General features: G+C 50.1%; 17 protein-coding genes and 1 riboswitch. Of the genes, 4 read left to right on the forward strand and 13 right to left on the reverse strand.

Going from position 1 to position 17403, the window contains the following annotated elements:
- Positions 1-84: 84 nt before the first annotated feature.
- The 10 genes from cobS to cobD all read right to left on the reverse strand — a co-directional run bounded on the left by cobS (position 85) and on the right by cobD (position 9973).
- Positions 85-975 (reverse strand): adenosylcobinamide-GDP ribazoletransferase, encoded by an 891-nt coding sequence (gene cobS / locus MKX68_RS03595; RefSeq protein WP_340909191.1) that lies wholly within the window; start codon positions 973-975, stop codon positions 85-87.
- Complete coding sequence (gene cobU, locus MKX68_RS03600) at positions 972-1532, reverse strand: bifunctional adenosylcobinamide kinase/adenosylcobinamide-phosphate guanylyltransferase (RefSeq protein ID WP_338592325.1); 561 nt, start codon at positions 1530-1532, stop codon at positions 972-974. The genes cobS and cobU overlap by 4 nt, the downstream gene beginning before the upstream one ends.
- Positions 1529-2650: a nicotinate-nucleotide--dimethylbenzimidazole phosphoribosyltransferase gene (gene cobT, locus MKX68_RS03605; RefSeq protein WP_340909195.1), complete on the reverse strand. Its 1122-nt coding sequence runs from the start codon at positions 2648-2650 to the stop codon at positions 1529-1531. Before cobT ends, cobU begins: the two co-directional genes overlap by 4 nt.
- A 45-nt stretch (positions 2651-2695) precedes the next feature.
- Positions 2696-3508: an ABC transporter ATP-binding protein gene (locus MKX68_RS03610; protein WP_133386800.1), complete on the reverse strand. Its 813-nt coding sequence runs from the start codon at positions 3506-3508 to the stop codon at positions 2696-2698.
- A complete protein-coding gene (locus tag MKX68_RS03615) occupies positions 3505-4551 on the reverse strand; it encodes a FecCD family ABC transporter permease (RefSeq protein WP_133386799.1) in 1047 nt (348 codons plus the stop codon). Before MKX68_RS03615 ends, MKX68_RS03610 begins: the two co-directional genes overlap by 4 nt.
- Positions 4548-5546 carry an ABC transporter substrate-binding protein gene (locus MKX68_RS03620; protein WP_074094019.1) on the reverse strand — a complete coding sequence of 333 codons (999 nt, stop codon included), beginning with the start codon at positions 5544-5546 and terminating at the stop codon, positions 4548-4550. The genes MKX68_RS03615 and MKX68_RS03620 overlap by 4 nt, the downstream gene beginning before the upstream one ends.
- Before the next feature lie 410 nt (positions 5547-5956).
- Positions 5957-6087: riboswitch (cobalamin riboswitch) on the reverse strand.
- 166 nt (positions 6088-6253) lie between these two features.
- Positions 6254-6940 (reverse strand): histidine phosphatase family protein, encoded by a 687-nt coding sequence (locus MKX68_RS03625; protein WP_340909200.1) that lies wholly within the window; start codon positions 6938-6940, stop codon positions 6254-6256.
- Positions 6931-7911: an adenosylcobinamide-phosphate synthase CbiB gene (cbiB, locus tag MKX68_RS03630; RefSeq protein ID WP_340915271.1), complete on the reverse strand. Its 981-nt coding sequence runs from the start codon at positions 7909-7911 to the stop codon at positions 6931-6933. The genes MKX68_RS03625 and cbiB overlap by 10 nt, the downstream gene beginning before the upstream one ends.
- Positions 7912-7955: 44 nt before the next feature.
- Positions 7956-8786: an adenosylcobinamide amidohydrolase gene (locus MKX68_RS03635; RefSeq protein WP_340909201.1), complete on the reverse strand. Its 831-nt coding sequence runs from the start codon at positions 8784-8786 to the stop codon at positions 7956-7958.
- On the reverse strand, positions 8783-9973 hold the full coding sequence (cobD, locus tag MKX68_RS03640; protein WP_340909203.1) for a threonine-phosphate decarboxylase CobD: 1191 nt from the start codon (positions 9971-9973) through the stop codon (positions 8783-8785). The genes MKX68_RS03635 and cobD overlap by 4 nt, the downstream gene beginning before the upstream one ends.
- A gap of 189 nt (positions 9974-10162) precedes the next feature.
- Here cobD and MKX68_RS03645 point away from each other — a divergent pair, with 189 nt between their 5' ends.
- Both MKX68_RS03645 and MKX68_RS03650 read left to right on the forward strand, forming a co-directional pair.
- The gene (locus MKX68_RS03645) at positions 10163-11167 is read left to right on the forward strand and encodes a lipoate--protein ligase (protein WP_340909205.1); all 1005 of its coding nucleotides are present in this window, start codon (positions 10163-10165) and stop codon (positions 11165-11167) included.
- 276 nt (positions 11168-11443) lie between these two features.
- Positions 11444-12247, forward strand: coding sequence for a Cof-type HAD-IIB family hydrolase (locus MKX68_RS03650; protein ID WP_339785445.1), 804 nt, complete (start codon positions 11444-11446; stop codon positions 12245-12247).
- A 113-nt stretch (positions 12248-12360) separates the two neighbouring features.
- On the opposite strand, the gene MKX68_RS03655 is transcribed toward MKX68_RS03650, so the two are convergent.
- Positions 12361-12540 carry a hypothetical protein gene (locus MKX68_RS03655; protein ID WP_340909207.1) on the reverse strand — a complete coding sequence of 60 codons (180 nt, stop codon included), beginning with the start codon at positions 12538-12540 and terminating at the stop codon, positions 12361-12363.
- A 37-nt stretch (positions 12541-12577) separates the two neighbouring features.
- Positions 12578-14104, reverse strand: coding sequence for an NAD(P)/FAD-dependent oxidoreductase (locus tag MKX68_RS03660; protein ID WP_340909209.1), 1527 nt, complete (start codon positions 14102-14104; stop codon positions 12578-12580).
- 156 nt (positions 14105-14260) lie between these two features.
- Here MKX68_RS03660 and MKX68_RS03665 point away from each other — a divergent pair, with 156 nt between their 5' ends.
- Positions 14261-14830 carry a TetR/AcrR family transcriptional regulator gene (locus MKX68_RS03665; protein WP_289391549.1) on the forward strand — a complete coding sequence of 190 codons (570 nt, stop codon included), beginning with the start codon at positions 14261-14263 and terminating at the stop codon, positions 14828-14830.
- 64 nt (positions 14831-14894) lie between these two features.
- Here MKX68_RS03665 and MKX68_RS03670 read toward each other — a convergent pair whose 3' ends face one another.
- The gene (locus MKX68_RS03670) at positions 14895-15833 is read right to left on the reverse strand and encodes a DMT family transporter (RefSeq protein ID WP_340909211.1); all 939 of its coding nucleotides are present in this window, start codon (positions 15831-15833) and stop codon (positions 14895-14897) included.
- Positions 15834-15953: 120 nt separating this feature from the next.
- Here MKX68_RS03670 and MKX68_RS03675 point away from each other — a divergent pair, with 120 nt between their 5' ends.
- Positions 15954-17375, forward strand: a complete 1422-nt coding sequence (locus tag MKX68_RS03675; RefSeq protein WP_340909215.1) for an aminotransferase-like domain-containing protein — start codon at positions 15954-15956, stop codon at positions 17373-17375.
- Positions 17376-17403 lie beyond the last annotated feature (28 nt).

The following is a 17403-nucleotide window of genomic DNA, read 5'->3' on the forward strand; positions in this document are numbered from 1 at the left end:
TCCCCCTGTCTCCGTGTTATATCCAGATCACCTTGCTACCAACCTCATGCGTAACACTTTCCATACTGCTTCATACTTCAAAAGTTACAGCCAGAACAGTCCTTGAAGCACGCTCAGCACGGTCAACAAAGCCGCCTCCAGCAGCTCATTCATGGCACCATACGTATCCCCGGTTAAACCACCGAGCCGTTCACTGATCCGGGCAGCCACGAATCGGCCGATATAATAACACGCCACAGGCAGTACAATAACCGCCGTCACCGGGTATAGCCACCATGGCAGTGTTCCCAGCCCACTCACCATCGCATCTGCAATCCCCATATCCGGCTTCAAAAGCCACACCGCGGCAAACGTAACTGCCCCTGCGATCAGGGTCAGCCCCACGGCTGAGCTGCGTGAACGCTGGACTTCCTTCCGCTCACCGAGACCTTTGAACAATACCGCAAGTCCATCATCTCCGCGTGCATTCGGCCAGGCCGACATTGCATACACCATGAACCAACGGCTCCAGATCATGGGCAGGATCAGCAGCGCACCGTACATCCAGTGGCCCCGGGCAATAAAATCGGCGATCAGCGCAGCCTTCATCATCAGAAGCAACACGCAGGCGATCACGCCCATTGCCCCGACACGACTGTCTTTCATAATCTCCAGCATCCGCTCACGGGTACGATAACTGAGCAAACCATCCGCCGTATCCATCCATCCGTCAAGGTGGAGCCCTCCGGTGAGCCATACCCATAACGTCAAGGTCAGGACGGCTGCCGGGAAGGCGGGAAGCACTGCACCGCTTAAGGCTCCCATGAGCCAGACACACAGACCAATTGCTGCACCGACCAGCGGGTAAAAGACAACACTTTCCCGCAGCAGCGACGGGACAAAATCGATTTGCATTTTGACAGGGAAACGGGACAAAAATTGAAAAGCGGCTGCCGCCGCATGTTTGCGCTGAGGAGCAGGCGTGCCATCCTTCATAAGCGGTACTCCTTGCTTTTTAGTTCAATCGCAATGCCTACGGTCACCAGAAACACTTCACCGCATATCGCCGCAATGCGCTGATTCAGTACACCGGCCAAATCCCGATATCTCCTGCCAAGGGCATATTCCGGTACGATCCCGTCCCCTACTTCATTCGTAACCAGAACAAGTAAACCGGGATAGGTTCGAATCGCTTCAACCAGCGCGTCCAAATGTCCCTGTAACACCTGCTTCTCGTCATGCTCATGCGCTAACAAAACATTTGTCAGCCACAGCGTCAGGCAATCCACCAGAACGGTGGGTGCAGAAGTCCCTGTATGCCCTTCACCCATGCGGTTTATCAAAGCAGGCAGATGTATCGGCTCTTCCGTTGTATGCCACAGATATCCCGATGCCTCACGCTGATGCTGATGCATGGCGATACGCTCACGCATTTCATCATCGTAGGCCTGAGCTGTCGCCACATACCAGGCCTCCGAGGAACGCTGCATGCAGAGACGCTCGGCAAAGGAGCTTTTACCACTGCGTGCGCCGCCTGTCACCAGTACGCTCATCGGGAACTCTCTCCTTGCAGGGATGAATCAACCGACGCAGCAGAGTCCGAAGCATGGCTTGCCCCGTCCGAGACACCCGCGCTTGCAAAGGTTGCCATCTCGTTCAGAATGAGACATGCTGCGTCAATCAGATGAAGACTAAGCACACCGCCTGTGCCTTCACCCAGACGCATGTCCAGATCCAGCATCGATTTCAGGTCCAGTTCACGCAGCAGCGCTCCATGCCCATTTTCATGTGAAGTATGAGAAGCGATCATATAAGCCGTACTCAGAGGTGCAAGTTGTCTTGCAACCAGCGCTGCCGCGGTAGAGATGAACCCGTCTACAACGACCGGACACCGATGAGCAGCTGCTGCGAGGATAACCCCCGTGAGTCCAGCAATCTCCAGTCCACCCACCTTGCACAGAACATCCAGTGCATCATCCGGGTTCGGTGCGTTTACACTAAGCGCCTGGCTGACTACAGCAGCCTTGCGCTGCAAGCCTGCATCATCAATCCCTGTACCTCTCCCCACAGCGGCAGCTGGTGCAACTCCGGTTAACGCGCTCATTACCGCAGCACTTGCAGTTGTGTTGCCAATTCCCATCTCCCCGGTGACAAACAGCTGTGTTCCCTTCGCCACCTCTGCCGATACAACTTCGGCTCCTGCAAGGATAGCCCGAACTGCCTCATCCCGGGTCATCGCTGCCCCTCGGGCCATGTTGGCCGTGCCTTTGCGAATTTTGCGGGAGAGCAGGTCCGGATGTTCAAGATCGGCATTCACCCCGATATCCACACAGATCACATCAGCTCCGGCGTGACGTGCAAGCACATTCACGGCTGCGCCCCCAGCGAGGAAATTCAGGACCATCTGCGGAGTCACTTCAGCAGGAAAGGCACTGATGCCTTCTTCCACTACGCCGTGATCTGCGGCCATGACAATGACCGCTCTGTGTTCAAAACGCGGGCGTGCATTGCCCGTCATGCCTGCCAAACGGATCACCAGCTCTTCCAATTTGCCCAGACTCCCCGGCGGCTTTGTCAACGAATCCACATGTCCAGAGGTTTCTGCCGCGACTTCCTGATCAGGAGCAGTAATCTTACTTATTAAATGCTCCAACACCTGTTCATTATTCATACAACCAGCACTTCCTTCATCAAAATATGGGTTGCCCCGCTTCATTTAATCGATGTCCCGCCGCAGCAGCAGTTGAGGTATGGCATGGTCGGGATGGGAGACAATCGCGGGTTTAACGCGAAATATATCCTGGATATTCTCATCATTGATCAACGTATGAGGTGTGCCCTTTCCAACCGCCATGCCCTCACGGAGCGCCAGAATGTGATCGCAAAATAACGCGGCCAGATTCAGATCATGCAGCACAGCCACAATTGTAATGTTATTTCTCTGTCGCCATGCCGATAACAATTCCATGAATTGCAATTGATATTTAATATCCAGAAACGTGGTCGGCTCGTCCAGCAGCAGTAACCTCGGCTCCTGAGCCATAACTTTGGCTAGTGCGACCCGCTGCCGTTGCCCGCCGCTGAGTGCATCCAGCGGTCTGTCTGCCAGCTCTGTCAATCCCAGGTCTTCGAGCACCCTGTCCACCACAAGCGCCCCATCACCCGTTTCCCGGCCCAGCCAGTTCTGGTATGGATATCGCCCCATCTCCACCACGTCTCGTACAGGATAGGAGATGGCTGGCAAGCCATCCTGCTGCAATACAGCGATCATGCGCGACAGGTCCTTACGGCTGTAAGAGCCAATATCTCGACCATCGATACGGATCTGACCTTCGCTTAACTGTTCCGTTCCGGCAATTAGCTGGATCAGGGTAGACTTGCCGCTGCCGTTTGGTCCGACAACTCCCCACCAGTCACCTTCGCCAACATGCCAGTCTACATTGCGCAATGCCTGATGATTGCCATATGACTTCCCTGCTCCCTTAATGGAGATAAGTGAAGTCGAGTTGGAACTGGTACTGGAATTCATGGCATCATCCCCTTCTGCAACTTTTTGTTCCGGTGCAGCAGGTAAGCAAAGAATGGCGCACCAACAAAGGCGGTGACAACACCGAGCGGAATTTCAGTTGGCGCCAGCAACGACCTTGCTATGGTATCTGCCCACACCATGAAGATCGCTCCACCAATGGCTGACAAAGGTACCAGCAGTCGGTAATCCGGTCCCACCACCAGCCGCAACATATGCGGGATCACCAATCCAACAAATCCGATGACACCTGATACCGAGACAGCGCCTGCAGTCAGCAGTGTGCCAACTGCCAGCACGGACAGCTTGAGCCTGTCCACTCCGATCCCGATATGTGCCGCTTGACGTTCTCCCAGTGCAAGCACATTCAACGAGCGTGCGCGGCTCCAGAGAAAGACCAGCCCTAACAGAAAATACGGGAAAAGGATGGCCGTATACGACCACCCACGCAGAGCCAGACTTCCCATCGTCCAGTATATAATTTCATTAATCGTCTGTTTCGACATGGTCGACAGGAAGGAAACAACTGCGCCCAGGAAACTTTGCATGACCACACCAGCCAGAATGAGGCTGTGTGTAGGTATTTTACGCCCTTCACGAGCCAGTGCCATAACAAACCATAACGTGATTACACCCGTCAAAAACGCCACCAGTGGCAACGTCCAGATTCCGATCAGTGCATACTGCAATCCGAAGAAAATCAGAAAGGCTGCACCCACCGAAGCACCGGATGATACGCCCAGGGTGAACGGATCGGCCAGCGGATTACGCAGCACACCCTGGAAGCCCGCACCGGCAATCGCCAACGATGCGCCCACGAGCACGGCAAGCAGTACACGTGGGAATCTGACTTTCCAGATAATCTGTTCGGCTGCCTTATTCCAATCCGGTGTAATCCAATCGCCCACCCAGGGAATTTTGTGAATCAGGATACCTGCAATATCCCGGATCGGCAAAGCTACTGAACCAATGCCCGTGCAGATGAGCACGGTGAGCACCAGCAGCACCATGCCCGTCGTTCCGAACAGGATCAGCTTTTTACTCATTGGAATAAGTCAGGGTAGATCGCTTTGGCTACTTCTTTCAACCCTTGAGTTACCCGTGGACCCGGACGGCTCAGCAGGTTGGCATCCAGGCCAATAACCGCGTCATTTTTCACAGCCGTAATTTGATCCCAGCCACTGCGCGCCTTGATGATCTGATCCAGTGTTTTGGAGTTTTCATCAATTACATCATTAGCATACAAAATCACATCCGGGTTGGAGGCAATCACGTTCTCTTCATTGATTTCATACCAACCCTCTTTGTCCGAAGCAATATTGCTGCCACCGGCTACAGTGATGAGTTCATCCATAAATTCGCCTTTACCCACAGTCCAGCCTGGGGAGAATTCAACGTATACTTTTTTCTTATCTTCCGGTTTAACTGCCTTCACTGCTTCCGTTACATCCGTAACGTCCTGTTTCATCTGAGTGATGATTTCTTGTGCTTTTTCCTGATGATCGGTAATTTTACCGAAGGTTTCGATATTGTTCATCACATCGTCGATGGATTTAGGATCCGTTTTAAAAATGGTAATGCCCAGTTCACGCAGTTTCTTCACTGCATCCTCACTCATGGAGATACCTGTGAAGACAATGTCGGCTTCAGCTGCAATAATGGACTCTTCATTGGGCTTGGTGATACCGCCCATTTTAGCTTTGGTTGTTGCTGCTTCCGGATAATCGTCATAGTCGGATACACCAACGATTTGATCGTCCAATCCAAGGGCAAACAGGGATTCCGTCTCAGCCGGAGACACGGATACGATTTTGGCTGGTGCCTTTTCAAAGGTGAACGATTCACCCGTTGCATCCGTAACGGTAAGTGGATATTGTGTTTTGAGGTCCGTCTGCGCCTGGCCTTGGGATTGCTCCTGTGCCGGTTGCTGTGAAGTACCTGTGCCCTCGTTTGTTGTTGCATTTCCACATCCGGCCAAAGCCAGTGCAAGTGCCGCTGCACTTAGCAGGGACGCTACGCTTTTCCAATTCTTGAAATTCATTCTCTTATTCTCCCCTTCTCTATTTGTAATATTTTCTTGCATCGTGCTCGAACTCTTATTCCCCATGTCTTGGTGTTCCTGTGTAAGGTTTGAACTGCAACATTTACACGCTAACGGAGAGTGCAGAACCAATCTGAAGAAACGAAGTGTTCGCCTTTATCACCGGATTTTCCATTTCAAAAAGGGAATCAAAAAATCTGGGGATAACAGCGATCGGAAGATGGTACTGCAATCGGAGTGACCTCGTGTAAAATTGGTCTCGGTTCATCTTACATGAACAATAAAAAATCCCCAATCCTTGGACAAGGATCAGGGATGACGTCTCGCATATGGCGATCTGTACATGTTCAACCAAGGGTTGTCCATGCGCATAGAATAGCCCGAAACGCTGTCCTTTCCTCGAAGGAACACCGGTTTGTACGTCCAGGGCAGGTAACCTGACTTACAGGAATCATCCTGTTTTACAGTGGCGGGACCGTGCCGGATTTGCACCGGCTTCCCCATTTCTCCCTTGTGTGTTTCGTGACTCGTACTAATCTGCCATGAAAACAGCCTTCACACGCGGGACCCTTGGTCGCTGATATGGTAAACCATTGTCGTGTAATTTCTGCATGTTGCATACTCATTCAGGCTTCACAACCTGCAGCGTATCTGTATCCATGCTGAAGTCACACTTCTGTTGTGATTATAGGGTATATTGTACATCCTTACAACCCGATCGGCGGAAAAGTCATTCTGCTGCCAAACCACTCATTCCCCTGTTGTTCAAGCTGAACCTGAATCGCCTGTCCCGGTACGACATGTGTATCCCAGAACCCAAGCCCGGCAATCAGACGGGACAAGGCATATCGGATGACACCACCATGCGTAACCACAACTATGGTTGGCACTTGACCCTCATTAACGTGCGTCGAAGGACGGCCCTCCAATAACATCTCTTGGAGAAAGGAGTCCAACCGTCCGGTAAACTCCTGCCACGATTCCCCCACAGGCGGAGTGACCTCCTGCGGGGCATCTATCCAGTTTCGGTACACAGAATTATCCTTGAGCTGCTCATACGTCAGCCCTTCCCACTGTCCAAAATCATTCTCGCGCAGGCGTGAGTCGAACTTCACCTGTCCGCTGGCATCAGGAAGAATCTGTTCCAGCGTCTGCCGGCAGCGAAGCAGATCACTGCAATATACCTCGTGCCACGAAACACGGCTCAATTGTTCATGAAGCGGAGCCAGTTCTTCTTTGGCATTTGGCAGCAGACCGATGTCGGTATGCCCCAGGTATCTTTTTTCCACATTCCACAGTGTTGTCCCGTGACGGACCCACAGAATGTTTCGTTTCAGTGAGCCGGGTTGATCCGTATGTACTTCATTGCCTGCATTCCCTTTATTTACAGCCATAACAGCGTCCCTCCTGCCAGCCACACACCCAGCGTTATGAACATGCACAGTACAACAAAAGCCCCTGCCGACCAGAACATCAGGCGTGATGTTTGCACAATATCCTCGGCTTCCATCGACCTTGTGGCCTCGCCCATATAGGCACGAAATGAAGCAACTCCGTGATACACGTTATGTCCGCCAAGCCGGATGCCCAGTGCTCCAGCCACCGCTGATTCGGGAAAACCGCTATTCGGACTTGGATGCAGTCTAGCATCCCGTGCGACCATGCGCGATGCCCCTTTCGCGTCCATCTTCATGACCCAGGCACCCACAATTAACAGAACCGCGGTCAGCCGGGCAGGGATCCAGTTCGCCACATCATCCAGACGGGCCGAGGCCCAGCCAAGATACAGATACTTGTCATTTTTATATCCGACCATGGAATCCAGCGTGTTGACGGCGCGATAAGCCATGGCAAGCGGAGCGCCTCCAATGAGCGCATAGAATAACGGCGATACAATGGCATCAACGATATTTTCCGCCACCGTCTCTACTGTTCCCCGCACAACCTCCGGTTCGTCCAGATGCGCCGTATCACGCCCAACAATCATGCCCAGTGAAGTTCTGGCCGCTGGCCAATCCTGCTGCTTCAGATGACGATACACTTCCATACCTGCATCCTTCAGCCCTTTTGAAGCAATGGTCGTTGCAATGAGCACCACTTCAGCTGCCGCTGCAATGACAGGATGAATCAGCCCAAGCAGATATACGAGTCCCCAGGTGATGGCAAAAGAACCCCCCGCAATCACAATTGGGAACAACAGCCCGGCTCTCTTCAGCCCCGAATCTGTGCGCACACGCGAGCGAATGACACACTCCAACGCCGAGATGCCTTTTCCCATACCAATCACCGGGTGGGGAATCCAGCGCGGATCTCCGATACATCGGTCCAACAGGTACGCCAGTATAATAATCCAGGCTCCCGCCATGCCTGTCCAGAATGACCAGGTCCATAGATGCTCCAGCTCAAAAGTCATTTGTGCCTGATCCTCTCTTTCCATAACAGTCCGGCCTGAAGGCTCTCCGTCACCGTGTCGTATACCAATCTGCCAATCGCCGCCCCTGCCGTAGTTGCTGTCCCGGCATAAGTGATCATCGGCTGAGGTTCTTCCACTGCCTGACGTACCGCCAACACAATGGCATCGGTTGTGGTACCGGTGGCGGGCAACCCGTTCTCCGAATCCAGAACACCCGCATCCGCCAGCGCGGCCGCTTTGGCTTCCACCGCCGTCTGTACCGCATTCACCATCGCCCCGGTGGTCATGCGTCCATTCAACCAGAGCATGATGTTAATTGTACCCGGGACATAGGGGTGAATCGTTAGATTCCGTGCTGAAGGAGCACAGCGCTCCCTGCCGGAAGACATCTTCTTATTTCCCACCGTATCAAATACCGTTCTCTCCGATCCCGCGCGTGCTGCATTCGATACACCCGCAGTGGTACAGCACAGTAGACCAAATTCATCACTTGTATATTCCTGAATGGAGGTATGCTCCAGCCTTACGGCCGTCAATAATCCGGCGCATTGATCCCGCGGCTCATGCCATTCGTTCAGTGCTTGTTCGATATCACGCGGCGGATCATCACAGCGGTAATGCCTGTCCACATAGATGTTAAAAATGCGATCCAGTTCAAACATCCCACCGCCATATACCGCACTCGACAGCGCTTGGGTAGCCCTTGGGCTCTGAGCTTTGATATGTCGTTCATGTGCGGATATATTCAGTCCGGGCCAGGAAGAGGAAGCATATTCATTCTCGCCTGTTTCAGCATTCGTAAAGTAGTTATAAAACGGGAGTGTCACGACCGCTTCCCTCCCTGTGCCTGTTCCGAACCTTTTGTCTGCTCCTGCTGACTTGATTCATGAATGGAGGTCTGATCGACATTTGGATATGCCTTGCTTTCGAGCACGTTGCCCAGCACTTCGAGTAATGTAGCATTGGCGTCTGCATCCTTGACCGCGAAACGTACATGCCCCTCGTCAAGCCCCGGATACATGGCACAGCTGCGAATCAGAATACCCCTTCGGCCCAGTGCCTCCTGCATTGATGCTGCTGTCCAGGGGGCCGGCACACGTACCAAAATAAAATTCGCCTCTCCCGGTGTCACCGCACATCCATACGCCTGCAGTCCTTCGATGAGACGCCCCCGTTCCCGCGTGATCTGTGACATGGTTTCCTGTTCGTACGGTTCTCCGCTGCGCAGACAGGCTTCACCTGCCGTGAGCGCCAGACCGTTGACACTCCAGGTCACCTGTTTCTTCGTCATCGCCTGGATGTATTCCGCACGGCCCAAAGCATATCCGAGACGCAAGCCCGGAATGGCATAAAACTTCGTCATCGAGCGGATGATGATCACATTTGGATAGTCATTCAGATGTGCTGCCAAAGACTGGCGCCGGGCTACCGGAATAAAATCCATAAATGCCTCATCAATGACAAGTACGGTTCCCGTTTCTTCCGCTTTGCGGGCAAGCCGTTGCAATATCTCAAGCGGGTATTGTACACCGTTTGGATTGTTGGGTTGGCCAAGGAAGAGCAGGTCTACCTTTTCCATGAGCTGCTCGATGTCCTCCGGTTCCGCTCGCCACGCCAGCTCTTCTCTGCCCTCCGTATGTACAACCTCGGCACCGAATTGTCGTGCCAACGCGCGGTACTCCGAGAATCCCGGTTCCACCGTACCAACCTTGCGCGGGGCAAGCCCCAGCAGAATGAGCGCCATACTTTCGGCTGCACCGTTGCCCACGGAAATCTGCTCCTGCCTCACACCAAGACGCTCGCTCAGCAGTGCTTTGAATCCCCGATGCCCAGGATCGGGATACCGAATCACCGACTGCAATCCTTGCTGTATAGCCTCCAGCACCCCTCTGGGCGGACCGAGCGGATTAATGTTGGCACTGAAATCCAGAAAATTAGCGGCTTCCCTCCCAAATCGTGACGCAGCCGTCTCCACATCCCCGCCATGTCCGAACACTTCGATATAACCGGTCATTCTTCCGTCATCCTTTCTGTATGTCCTTTTTATTATGGATGGCACGAGAGGTGTGGGTCAATCCTGTTTTCTTTGTGTCCCAACCATAATTCGTTTACAATAGAAGAGGAATTTCGGTTCCGTTTGATATACAAGGTTCACTACATAAGGGACTAGCAATCCCTCACATACATTAATGGAGGAATGACCATGCTGTTTGTTGACAACCAGGGCATTACAGATCCTTCTGTAAACCTTGCCATTGAGGAGTACATTCTGAAACATCTGCCGATGGAGGATGACAGCTATCTGCTGTTTTACATCAACCGTCCGTCGATCATCATCGGAAAGCATCAAAATACGATTGAAGAAATTAATATCGAGTACGTTCAGGATAACGGTGTCCAGGTGGTTCGTCGTCTTTCGGGAGGCGGAGCGGTATATCACGATCTGGGCAACCTGAATTTCAGTTTTATTACAGCGGATGACGGTCAATCCTTCCACAATTTCCGCAAGTTTACCCAACCTGTGGTTGAAGCTTTGCACGAGCTTGGTGTAAATGCGGAGTTGACCGGGCGTAATGATCTGCAAGTAGGCGAAAAGAAAATTTCGGGCAACGCCCAGTTTTCCACACGTGGGCGCATGTTCAGTCATGGCACATTGATGTTTGATCTGAATCTGGAGCATGTTCAGGCTTCCCTGAACGTCAATCCCGAGAAATTCAAATCCAAGAGCACCAAGTCCGTGCGCAGCCGGGTCGCCAACATACGGGACCTGATTGACACCAACCTGACGATTGAGCAGTTCCGCGATGAGCTGTTACGTCACATTTTCGGGATGGAGCCTAAGGACGTTCCACAGTACACACTCACTGACAAGGACTGGGACAAAATCAAGGAAATCTCCGCTGAGCGTTATAACAACTGGGACTGGAACTATGGCTTGTCTCCGGAAAGCAATGTGAAGCACACTCGCAAATTCCCTGTTGGCATCATCGATCTGCGCATGAACATCAAGGATGGACGCATCGAAGATATCAAAATCTTTGGCGACTTCTTCGGTGTAGGTGATGTGGCGGATATCGAAAATATGCTGCGCGGCAAGCGGTATGAGGAAACCGAGGTGCGTACTGCGCTTGAGGGCCTGGATGTAAAACATTACTTCGGCAACCTTGAGCTAGAAGACTTTATTGGCCTTGTTTTCCTAGAAGAATAAAATTTAGATGTAAGTATAGTTTTAGAACGAAGTGTAAGATTACACGTTAACGGAGAAGACAGAATTTATCGGGAGAAGCGAAGCGTTCGCTTAAAGCTTTCTGAAAGAAAGCTACATCGGAAGCATAAGCTATCAACGGATTTCCCCTTGGGGAATGGAATCAAAAATCCGGGGATAACAGCGATCGAAAGATGAATCTGTATTCGGAGTGGCCTCGTGTAAAACTTATTTTTCGTTCGTTAATATAGATACAGATAAAAAAGGAGAGAAACACAGATGACCTACAAATTGATTGCAATCGACATTGATGACACACTGATCAACGACAACAAGGAAGTAACCCCTGCTACACAGACTGCACTGGAACAAGCAGTTGCCCATGGTGTAACTGTAACGCTGGCGACTGGACGTGCTTATGCTTCCGCACAAGCGCTTGCTCGTCAAACCGGACTTAACGTGCCGATCATTACGTATCAAGGCGCATTGGTGAAAAACCTGCTGGACGAAAAAGTCCTCTATGAGCGTTACGTTCCACAGGAAGCTTCCCGCAAATTGTATGATTACTGCCTGGAGAACAATCTCCACCTTCAAACATACATTGAGGACAAGCTGTATGCCCGTGAGGAAAACGACAAGCTGCGGGATTATGCCAAATTAAACGGCACTCAATATTACATCGAATCTGATTTCATCAAAGTCATCGAACAAAAAACTCCGAAGCTGCTTATTATCGATGAGCCAGACTACTTGGATAAGGTTGCCGTTGACCTGCGTGAATTGCTCGGACCACAAGTGCATATCACCAAGTCCAAACCTTACTTCCTGGAGATCATGCATAATGAAGGAACTAAAGGCCATGCCCTGACCTTCCTGGCTGACCATTTCGGTCACCAGCTCAGCGAGTGTATTGCCATCGGCGACTCTTGGAATGACCATGAGATGCTCGAAGTTGCTGGTCTTGGTGTAGCGATGGGGAATGCCATTCCTGCGCTGAAAGAGCTGGCAGACTACATTACGGCAAGTAATAACGAAGACGGCGTAAAAGAGGTTATTGAGAAGTTTGTGCTGAACGCAGAGTAATTAAGATCAACGAACAGCCCTGTCGGCGAATTTCGCCGTGCAGGGCTGTTTTTTTGATTTTAAAAATATGTTCATTATCCTATATAAACGATTATATTAGGTATATTTCTCTCTTATTTTTTATGTTTTGAGAGCAACAATGCGGTAATCAAGGATAATTGTAGTGAAATCGTAATCGCCATAGATAAGATGACACGATTTGTATCTGGGACATCAGCAAAAAACAAAACAATAAAAAATACAATAAATGAGATTAAAATGCTAGCTATGAAATTTAAAATTATTCGTTTCATGTTTTGCCTACTTTCACGCACCATGATTCATTGTCTCTTACTTGCTCATGGCATGCTGGAAAGACTCCAACAGTTTTTTGATTTGCCCATCAAATTCCAGTTGAAATGGCGGAATGATCTCATCTATTCTTTGCTGGAATAGCTCCGGATCTTGGACACCAAGCTCCGCTCTTAACTCCATTTCTTCTTCGGAACCATTGTCGTTCAGGATCATGTTCAGGATTTCACCTTTAAAGTATTCACTTGGAGGAAGGATTAGAGCATTCATCAGGAACTGAGTAAAAAAGAGATGATTATTGTTTTCCTGACTCGCCTTTTTCATCGCCTGCTTAGTAAACAAGTTTATATACTTCTGAGCAAACGCAACCCCTTTCATTCGGGAAGGCCCAACATGTTCGACCCCTTTCCATCGCAGATCGGCCACAGAACTAAGCCACCAGGCCGGTTCAATCGCCTGCTGCATACGAAGCAGGATTTGGCGCTCAAACTGCGGCTCAGGATGTATTCGCTGCTCATCCAAACATTTTCCTATGGTCTCGGCTTCAATTGCTGCGACCGTCATGCCTTGGCCATGGATCGGATCGAAGCTGCAAAATGCATCGCCAAGGACCAGTAATCCTGAGGGCCAATTCTCCATGAGTTCAAAATGTTGACGGACAGACTCGGAAATACGGTATCCCCGCGGTCCTTGAAACGGCTCCAGCTGGTCTGCCAACGCTACGATTTCATCCGAAGCAAACAGATGTTTGATTTGCTCTTGGAACTCATCCGGATGGGTTGAAGGATATTCATCTCCTCCTGCGTTGAACAGTAATAGTCCAGCGATATCATTTTCAATGCGCCACAACATGCCTGCACGAATTCCTTGCACAGGATCGGACTCTGTTATCACCGTTCCCCAGTCATTTTGAATAGAGGATGGTATCTTATAATAGCGGGTGCTGTAACCAAGAGACACCTTCAGCACTTCCGGCTCAGGCACGGATAACCCTATCTTATCAAGCCATCTGATCAATTTGGAAGAACGTCCCGCAGCATCAATAACCATATCTGCCGCAAGCATTTCTTCCCTATTATCCCGGCCTCTTTCTTTGGTATACACCCCTGTAATGGAACGCCGATCTTCGGATGCCATTAACCCGGTAACTTCCGTACTCGTTAAGAAGCTTATATGATCGATGTTCTGGACGCGCTGACGCAGTACCCATTCCAGGAGAGCTCTACTGCTTGATGCAATTTTGAATGAGGAATTAGCATTTGCCTTATTAACTAATGTACCGTAGCGATTGGCAATCACAAATTTCTCTTCATGTGAAGGAATGGCACCAAGCGCGACCAATTCGTCATTGTATCCGGGAAAGTACTTTTCCAGAATGAGTCCGCCGCGCGGTAATACACGATGTGGATGAAAGGATTGAGGCACACCCTGCCGATTCCCCGGTTCAGAAGGTAATTCATCTCGCTCAATGATACACACCTCATCATAATAATCAGATAACATCCTTGCAGTTATTAATCCTGCAATACCTGCCCCAATTACCACAGCTTTTTTCATATCGGACATCGCCACTTCATCCTCTCTAATCCATCATATTTTATCTACACTTGTAGCCCTATCAAAAAATTACTTATAATACCAATATACACTTGGAATCTCGCATCAAGTAAGAATCAATATCAGGATACTATATAGCTAAACTACAATAAGGAAATGATGTAGATGAAAATGATTGATAAAAAGGTGGATTTGAGAGTTACCCGAACTCATAAATTGTTAACGATGGCGCTTCTCGATCTGTTATGTGAGAAAGGCCAGCTATTCAGCAACATCACAATTAATGAAATATGTGACAAAGCTATGGTTCACCGAACAACATTTTACAAACATTTCAAGGATAAATTTGCTCTACTGTCCTCCACCCTAACTTGGGTCCTTCGGGATTATTTACACATGAATGTAGAAGATCGGATACAGCAGCCTTTGCAAAGCGTATCTAAAATTCTGTTCGGAAATGTACTGGAGACTATCGTGCAGAACCAGCAGAAGGATGAGGGGTTTAACAACTTTTTCATACATTATATCGGAGAGATATTCAGACGAGATTTTCTGGAATTGAAGAGAAGAGGTAAACATTTTTCACTTCCCATTGAACTGGTAGCCGAGTTCCACTCGGGGGTTATTCGTTTACTTGTGACGTGGTGGATACAACATTTCGATGAAAATGTTACGGCAGAACAGATGGATGAATATTACTACCAACTGGTTAACGAGAACATCATGTTGGAATAACAAACAGCTCAACCTAAAATCAAGGGCTGATTTTGAGATTGAGCTGCATACCTTCAAACTTTACCTATTTTAAAACAGTTTCGGAAGCCTGCACTGTCATCCTCGCACGCTTTCCTTTCTTCAACCAGCCGCTCACCTTCTCATTCATCGCCAGCAGACCTGAAACGACCAGTACCACGCCGATCCATGTAACCCAGCTGACATGCTCACCATAGACAACAGCACCAAGACCTACAGCAATGGGCGGAGAAATGTATAACCAGGTTGCCGGGAATAACGGATTGGTGCGCGACATAATCCAATAGAATAGACTATGCCCCACCATGGAGCCTATGACAGTCAGATAGATCACCGACGAGACGGCAGGCACCCAGTCCAGAGCAGACATATTCCACGATTCCGTTCCGGCCGAGAGCAGAGTTAAGAGCAATCCCCCATACATCATCTGCACCGCATTAATCGCTACAGGACTAGCCTCCTTGAACTGATGAATGACCTTTTTGGAGTATAATGCACCTGCTGAATAACAGACTTCTCCCACCAGTACCGCGATACAACCCCACATGAACAGGGAACCTGCACCAAGCGATACACCTGGCAGCACAACCAGAACCACACCGGTGAACCCGATCAGGCAGCCTGTAATCATACGGCCAGATGTTTTTTGCCGTAACAACGCCGTCTGCATCAACATAATCATCAGCGGCCCTGTCGCTGACAGAATGGCACCCACACCCGAGCTCACATGCTGTTCAGCCCAATATAATGTGGCAAAGGTGCCAAAGGTCAGACCCGCTCCTGTCAACAACATCTCCTTGCGGAACAGGAGCGACCAGCTCACTTTGCCCTTCATCCACATCCATGCAAACATCAGCGCTCCCGCGATTACAAATCGCAATCCAGCTGACAGAAAAGGCGGCATGCCAGCCTCTACTCCAATTTTAATAGCCAGAAACGTTGTACCGAAAATAAGACACATGACCGTAAATGCAATCCCCACCATGATAACCACTCCTTTATCTGTTCTCCATCATATCTCATGGTCTATAGAACAGAATGAACAAAACAGAACAGTTCTCTCCCATTAGCTGTTACAATAGAGTTCAAAAGGAGTGTGAGCCGGGTGGGCAGAACCATGATGATGACAGATAATAGCCTGAAACTATATGAGCAAGTAATCCATTATCTCGTTGTACGTATAGAAGCGGGAGAGTGGGCCGAACATGAAAAACTGCCATCTGTACGAAGCCTGTCCGAGCTACTCGGCGTACATCGTCTGACTGTTTTCAAAGCCTATCAGGAGTTAAAAGAACATGGGAATGTCTATGTGAAGGATAAGTCCGGCTATTATGTCAGTCCAGCAACTCCATTCTCAGTAACGGATCAGGCGGATGATCCCGCCGTGTCTGCCTGGCTGCATTGGGACTCCCTCGCACGTGTACAGTCGCTTGAAGCCGAATTCCAGTTCTCCAAATCACTGATTGATCCCGCCCTGCTTCCCAATCGGTATTGGGGAGAACTGATGCGTGATCTGCTGGATCAATATCCACGTCTGCTCGGAACGTACTCCACGATTCAGGGAGATTTGGAATTGCGAAGTGCGCTGGCAAGCCATCTGACAACCAAGGAACGCTTCTACCTCTCCGCAGACGAGGTGTTAATTACATCGGGTGCCCAGCAAGCGATCGACGTCATCTCGCGGACGCTAGTCAAGCCCGGGGATCGGGTCTTGATGGAACGGCCTACGTATGGACCGGCAATGGAGATTTTCCGCAAACAAGGTGCCCGGCTCGTCTTTACCGACATTCATCCCGAGGGTTATGATCTGGAGCAGATCGAACATCTGATGAAGAGTGAGAAGCCACGTCTCTTTTATATGACACCGACCTTTCAGAATCCAACCGGCATGAATGTTCCAGTAGAACAGCGCAAGCAGTTACCCGAACTTGCAGAACAGTATGGTTGTTTTCTGCTCGAAGACGACAGCACCTATGATATCTATTTTAAGGAGAAACCTCCTGCACCCATTTTCACCTACGACACCACCGGACACACTCTGTACATTCGCAGTTACAGCAAGTATGTTGCACCCGGGCTACGGATTGCAGCCATCATATGCCGCCAGCGATTCATGCCAGGACTACAGGCTGTAAAATCACTGACAGATAACGGATCGCCCCTTCTGAACCAGAAGCTTTTTCTCCGTTATTTTCAGTCAGAACGTATGCATCAGCATCTGTCCAAGCTGCGGACCGCCATCCAGCTACGGATGGAAGTGATGGAACAATCTCTGCTGGAAACGGACTGGACGTGGACCCGGCCGGAGGGCGGACTCAACTTTTGGGTGGAGCTTCCTGAGGGTGTGGATACCGGAAGACTGCTTCACCGATGCATGGAACAATCCGTTGCCTTTGTACCCGGAACCGTATTTGATTCTTCGGATGATTCAGCCAGTCGCAAGCTGCGCCTTTCGTTCTCTTATGCACATGAGCAGCAGATTCGGGAAGGCATGAGCAGACTTATCTCGCTGGCTAAAGAATTGTAAAGTTTGGATTTCCAGGAACTGACGTCAC

The sequence above is a fragment of the Paenibacillus sp. FSL M8-0212 genome (genome assembly GCF_038004645.1).
Lineage (GTDB): Bacteria > Bacillota > Bacilli > Paenibacillales > Paenibacillaceae > Paenibacillus.